At 40.6% G+C, this 5,429-nt stretch carries 5 protein-coding genes and 1 riboswitch; of the genes, 1 reads left to right on the top strand and 4 read right to left on the bottom strand.

All coding sequences use genetic code 11. The features are described 5' to 3' along the window. Positions 1 to 418: 418 nt before the first annotated feature. Both tenA and ACYQ2O_RS10285 read right to left on the bottom strand, forming a co-directional pair. The gene (gene tenA, locus ACYQ2O_RS10290; RefSeq protein WP_346024986.1) at positions 419 to 1,087 is read right to left on the bottom strand and encodes a thiaminase II; all 669 of its coding nucleotides are present in this window, start codon (positions 1,085 to 1,087) and stop codon (positions 419 to 421) included. 305 nt (positions 1,088 to 1,392) lie between these two features. Continuing rightward, a riboswitch (TPP riboswitch) is annotated at positions 1,393 to 1,494 on the bottom strand. 77 nt (positions 1,495 to 1,571) lie between these two features. Beyond that, positions 1,572 to 2,399 carry an undecaprenyl-diphosphate phosphatase gene (locus tag ACYQ2O_RS10285; protein WP_346024987.1) on the bottom strand — a complete coding sequence of 276 codons (828 nt, stop codon included), beginning with the start codon at positions 2,397 to 2,399 and terminating at the stop codon, positions 1,572 to 1,574. A gap of 193 nt (positions 2,400 to 2,592) precedes the next feature. Here ACYQ2O_RS10285 and ACYQ2O_RS10280 point away from each other — a divergent pair, with 193 nt between their 5' ends. Further along, complete coding sequence (locus ACYQ2O_RS10280; protein ID WP_346024988.1) at positions 2,593 to 3,099, top strand: PTS sugar transporter subunit IIA; 507 nt, start codon at positions 2,593 to 2,595, stop codon at positions 3,097 to 3,099. A gap of 155 nt (positions 3,100 to 3,254) precedes the next feature. Here the strand turns inward: ACYQ2O_RS10280 and ACYQ2O_RS10275 are convergent, their stop codons facing one another. Together ACYQ2O_RS10275 and ACYQ2O_RS10270 are read right to left on the bottom strand one after the other, a co-directional pair. Then, a complete protein-coding gene (locus ACYQ2O_RS10275; RefSeq protein ID WP_346024989.1) occupies positions 3,255 to 3,878 on the bottom strand; it encodes a flavin reductase family protein in 624 nt (207 codons plus the stop codon). Positions 3,879 to 4,110: 232 nt separating this feature from the next. Further along, positions 4,111 to 5,145, bottom strand: a complete 1,035-nt coding sequence (locus ACYQ2O_RS10270) for a lactonase family protein (RefSeq protein ID WP_459796557.1) — start codon at positions 5,143 to 5,145, stop codon at positions 4,111 to 4,113. Between the last annotated feature and the right edge of the window lie 284 nt (positions 5,146 to 5,429).

Raw genomic sequence — 5,429 nt, 5'->3', positions numbered from 1 at the left:
GTATACAACAAAAAGGACAGATTAACCACTTCAAGCTATCGCTTGACCGAAATTCATCTCCCACTTTCACTGGTGCTTCGCACCCATACGCTTAGAAGTGGGAGACTTCTTTCGGAATTACGTTAAAAGGATTCCTTATTCAGTGATATGAAAAATTCTAGGTTGTTTCATCATGTGCTGATTAGTCAAAATAAAAGCCGTCAAATCGAGTCAGGGAAATTTCCACTCGATTTGACGGCTTTTTCTATACTCAAATTAGAAATTTAGTGTATGGGTATGGACATTTTAGCTTTTGGATTGGATGAGTAGGCTGTATGATGAGTCTTAGAACACACTCAATTACAATCTCGACCTCGAGTAGGGTCGTAAACTAGCTGACCAAGTCAATTCCACCTGTTTCCTCACTCAGAACGCTTACTCAGACCGGCCACTTTTCAATCTCATATGCCATATTCCAGAACATCCATTCCAGCTGACAGCTTTTGACAAAAGCTTCCTTCATGATGGCTTTCTCAGTGTCAGAAGCTGTTTCGGCATAAGCATCAAGACGTGTTCTGAATGTATTGATAATCGTATCCACTTCATTTTTTGCATAGAAGGAAATCCATTCAGCAAAAGGATGAGCCTCATCTATAGAAAAATTCTCTTTAAGGTAATGAGCGATTTCCAGATACGTCCACGGACAAGGGAGCAGAACAGCGAGGATCTCTCCAAAACTTCCTCGCTGGGCGACATCAAGCATGTGACGGGTGTAATGATGGGCAGACGGTGCTAGAGGTTCGTATTGCAAATCTTCGTATCTGACACCAGCTACCTGACAGAAATTAGTGTGAGGATGTACTTCAGCATCCAGAATAAAAGTGATCTGATTGTTAAAAACTGCCATATCTTCTCTAAGTACACTTTTTGAAATAGCTATACCGTATACTTGATTAAAGGTATTTAAGTATTCAAAATCCTGTTTGACATAGTGTATAAGCTGTTCAGCTTCAAGCTTTCCAGATCCTATTCCTTGTACGAATGGATGTCTGAAAATAGACTGGAATATTGAATCAGCTTCTTGCCTTAATTCTTCGGTAAATGACATGGTTTAGCCTCCAGTAGTATGGTAATTACAATTTGCGGACTTTATGGTCTCTGCTTAAAAGAACTATAGCTGACGGGCAGACGAACCAAAAGAACAAGACGAACAAGAAGAACACCGACTGAGAAAAGCGGACTGATACAGGAAGTGAAGGGCGCGAGAAGAATGGGAATGGATCTACGCATTTAACTTCATCAATATATTTAAGTTATCTGACTGCAAAAAAAGCCGCTCTGCTAATCTGCAGGGCGGCATAACTTAAAAGTCATGATGAACGTTGGAGAGTCGTTTAAAACACTCCATACATAATGATCTAAGCTCCACTTCCCTACGCTGGAGTTAACCAGATCAGGTTCCAAGGGTCAAAGCATTGCTTTTCTCAGCCGTCAGCGGCTCCCCTAGTGAAAGAGATATTCAATTATCTTTCAAAGTCATTATGGCATATGTGTCCTCGTATCGCAAGAAAAAAGGAACAGAACTAAATGATTTACCCAATCAGCCAGAAGTATCCGATGACGACGAAACCTACAGCTATCCTGTACCAGCCGAATGAGCTGAAGTCATTTCGACGGATATAGTTCATTAGGAATTTGATTGCAAAGATTGATACCAGGAAAGATACAATACAGCCGACGATCAGAATGAGCAATTCTTCTAATGTGAAAGTAAAGCCGAAACCCAGCAGTTTGATCAGACTTGCACCCATCATCACGGGTATGGACAGGAAGAAAGAATATTCAGCAGCAATCGGACGGGCTGTTCCAATAAGGATGGCCCCGACAATAGTTGCACCTGAACGGGATGTACCTGGAATCAGAGCAAGCACCTGAAAGAAACCAATCATGAGGGCGACTTTATAATTTAAATCTTCCCAAGTTGCTATAGTTGGAATCTTTCCTTCATTACGTTTCTCTATTACGATAAATGCGACCCCATAGATGATGAGGGCTACTGCTACTGTAATCCAGTTATAGAAAAGGTCATGGATGGCATCTTCAAACAGTATGCCGAATACTCCTGCAGGAATGATACCGATAAGTACTTTGTACCAAATATGCCAGGTTTCTTTTTTCTGCAGATCATTTTTACCTGAGTCAAAGGGGTTAAGTTTTTTAAAATAAAGCAGAACTACCGCCATAATGGAAGCCAGCTGAATGACTACAAGGAACATTTCCTTGAATTCGTCAGTAGTATTAAGTATGAGAAACTCGTCTACCAGGATCATGTGTCCGGTGCTGCTGACAGGGAGCCATTCTGTAATTCCTTGTACTACGCCCAGTATGATGGACTTTATTAATTCTAATAACACAGTCATATCTCCTTTTAGTTAAATTCAACTCTTCCATCTTAACAAAAACAGGCGTTAAAAAACCATAAGAATATGAAGAATTCATCACAAAATCTTTTTAGTTTTTGTTTACACTAGGATGTGTTACTATTATTTATAGAATACGTATAGGAAATTATGTATACTGTCAGCACAAAATATTAAGAAAGTAGGGAGAAATATGGGAGTATTTGACTTTTTAAAAGGAAAAGGGAATGAACCTAAAGAAACGAAAGTCGTATTAAGCAACCCTGTTAATGGAAAAGTTATTCCAATCGATGAAGTGGATGATCCGGTCTTTTCACAGAAAATGATGGGAGACGGGTTTGGTGTTGTACCAAGCGATGGCGACATCTATTCACCAGCTTCAGGTAAGGTTGTCAGTGTCTTTCCGACTCAGCACGCAGTTGGACTTGAGCTGGATAACGGCATAGAAGTTCTGATTCACATCGGTATCGACACTGTAGAACTTGAAGGCGGACCATTTGACACTTTAGTCAAAGAAGGCGACACGGTTACACCGGAAACTAAAATTTCTACAGTAGACCTTGAAGGCCTGAAAGCTGCCGGTAAAGAAAACACAGTCATCATCGTTTTCACCAACATGGATCAAGTAGGAGATTATGACCTGTCAACTACTGGAGAAACCCAAAAAGGCGCAGAAATCGGTTCTGTTTCTTCTAAATAACACACTAAAAAAGCCTCGGAAAGGATATTCTTGAGGCTTTTTTTTTGATCTCTAGTGTGTATAAATACCAGCGTTCATCACATTTGTGCCAGGCAGTTCAGCTGATCGGAAAATTTACATTCAGAATCAGCGAGATAAATCTGACTAATGCTCAATCAGTTCTGTGGCCGAACAATGGTAAATACTTTTCCTATTTCAGAATAGGCATTTCCAGACAATCGAGCCACTGGTTCAAGGTGTTCGGGGAGGATATATTCCTTCTCAGAATCATATACGGCTGGATCGATGTGCACATCGGTCACTTTAAGAAGGAAGTGGTCGGTTACAACCTCTCCAGATTCGTCTACGATGGGAATATGCTGATACAGAGTGGTTTCAAAGCGGATCAGGGCTTCTCTGATTCCAGGGACTTTAACGGACGAACTGTCGACTAATGAGAGATCTGTCCGGTCCAGCTCGCTCTCATCAGAGGCAAGAGGAGCAGATGTCTCATTCATATCTGTAGTTAGTGATTTACTCACGATATGAACGACAGCTTCTTTCTGATCGATGATGTTCAAAGCTGTGTCTTTAGCTTTTCCGTTTGAGCGCAGGATAGAGACAGTAAGAAGTGGGATCTGATTGGACGCTACACTAAAGAAACTGAAGGGGGCAGCATTAACAATGTCATCTTCTTCATTAAGTGATGTAATCCAGGCAATTGGTCTGGGAATTACGCTGCCGGTTAGAAATTTATACTGCTGTTTGGCAGATAAGTCGGATGTTTTAAAATGATGCATGAGGGAGATACTCCTTTTCGTAGTCATAATGTAATGGTACTTAGTTAAGTATATTCTGAATTCAAGATTCTTTCCAGTTTTTGAACAATCCTCCTGTTTTGAGACCTATAAATGGCAAGAAGTGATAGAGCCGATTTTTGTATATCAAATTCTGAAGAATAAAATCAATACAATAAAAAAGAGAGGGAACGCCTCTCTTTCAAATGAATTGTTTGTATCAGGATCAATCGACTTATAGGAACTGAACGCAGATGACTTCAGGGGCGTAGACATCTTTTTGAAGCAAGGTCAGGCTTCCATCAGAAGCGTCTCGTTCAAATAAAGTCAGGTTATCAGTATCCTGGTGCCCGACGACGACATAAGATTCCGTTGGGTCCAGATTAAAGTCACGTGGAATCTCTCCTTCAGTCGGTACATAGTCATTCAGCGTCAACGTACCGTCCACATTGATAGAAAATATGGCAATGGAGTCGTGTCCGCGGTTTGATGCATAAACGAATCGGCCGTCTGAAGAAACTCTTATCGCTGCTCCACCGTTGAAAGCTGTATGGTCTTCAGGAATAGAAGAAACTGTCTGAAGGTGACTGAAAGAGCCGTATTCAGAATCGTAAGACAGAGTCAGAACCTCACTGCTAAGTTCTCCAAAAACGTAGGCAACAGCTTGATCAGGATGAAAGGCTATATGACGCGGCCCAGTGCCGGGAGCTGTTTCAAAAACTGCCACTTCTGTCAGCTCATTATTTTCTGTAAGAGAATAAGTGTAAACTTGGTCTGTTCCGAGATCACAGGCCACCAGATACTTCTTGTCTGGAGTCAGATCGAAGTAGTGAGCATGAGGGCCATCCTGATTTTCATGGGCGGATCGACCTGAATGCACTGATTTATCCAGTAGTTCCAGTTTGCCTTTATCAGAAACTTTGATGACAGCAACTTCTCCTTTATGATAATTGGCAGTATAGAGGAGCCCCTTATCTTCATCATAAGCTACATAACAGGGAGGAGCGCCTTCTTCGAGCCATTCATCTACAAGCTCATATTCACCGGAATCGGACTGTTTGAATGAAGCAATGCCACCTGTTCCGTTATCCTTTTTGGTAACAGAAAACAGCAGGCTGTAATCCTCAGATCCGTCAAGATAAGTTGGGCTGCCTAACGAAGCTTCATGCTTGAGGTTCCCAAGCTGTTTTGTTTCAGTGTTGAGTTCTATGCTGTAAATCCCTTTACTTTCTCTTTTGGTATACGTTCCCAGAATTAATTTATCAGTCATTCAGGGACCTCCTTCTTAAATTAGGTTCTTAAATAAGTATAACAAACTATTTACTGACCGTGAAAGAAAAGAGCATGTCTTCGAATAATATTTTTCAGTAATTTAGATACCTAAAAATATCACTAGTGTTGCATTAAAAATTTAACTGTTTCATGATATAAAAAAGTCCTTTATAATGGGGTTGGATGACTTATCCAAGACCAAAACAAAGGACTTACAACATGGATAAGTATAAAACAAAAATGACCATAAATAAATGGTTTTCCTACATTTCTTTAGAAACA

Source organism: Alkalibacterium sp. m-11 (genome assembly GCF_054658155.1).
Note: the sequence above shows the minus strand (reverse complement) of the source record. Positions and strands in the feature narration are given on the sequence as shown.